This window comes from Bartonella sp. MR100HLJHH, assembly GCF_042194215.1.
In the GTDB taxonomy this organism is placed as follows: Bacteria; Pseudomonadota; Alphaproteobacteria; order Rhizobiales; family Rhizobiaceae; genus Bartonella; species Bartonella grahamii.
In genome coordinates this window covers 1-568 of record NZ_JBHIMR010000111.1, presented here as the reverse complement: position 1 = coordinate 568, position 568 = coordinate 1, and the positions used below count along the sequence as shown (strand labels likewise).

Sequence of the window (568 nt, the reverse complement as noted above, 5' to 3'; positions counted from 1 at the left end):
GTTTCTGAGATTACACAAACAGAGATACGCAATGTTCTTGCCCCTATTTGGCATACAAAAGCTGGAACAGCTAATAGAGCTCTTATTCGTCTCAATCTTTGTCTTAAACATGCGGCTGCCTTAGGAGATTGGATGTTGATTTACAAGCAACAGAAAAAGCACGCGCGCTCTTAGGTAAACAACGTCATAAAACGCAAAATTTACCAGCCATGGATTGGAGAGATGTTCCGGCTTTTTATAAAACACTCTGTGAAGCATCAACCATAACACAACTGGCTTTGCGTTTGCTTATTCTGACAGGCGTTCGTACCAATCCTTTACGTCATATTCATAAAGATCAAGTTGAGGAGGATATATGGACCATTCCTGCTGAGGATATGAAAGGAAGGCGTGATGCTACAACAGAATTTCGCGTGCCTCTATCAACAGAAGCATTAGAAATTCTAAAACAAGCGCGCTTGCTCTCTCGTAATGATTTCTTTTTTTCTGCTAGAGGTCGTGGTCCCCTCGCTGAGAAATGTATGGCTACGTATATGAGAAAAAATAAAATTGAAGCCTGCCCCCATGG

Annotated in this window: 1 pseudogene; it reads left to right on the top strand. The window is 41.7% G+C overall.

From position 1 onward, the window contains the following. Positions 1-568 (top strand): annotated as a pseudogene (locus ACFIJ7_RS09805) (tyrosine-type recombinase/integrase); the annotation flags it as partial.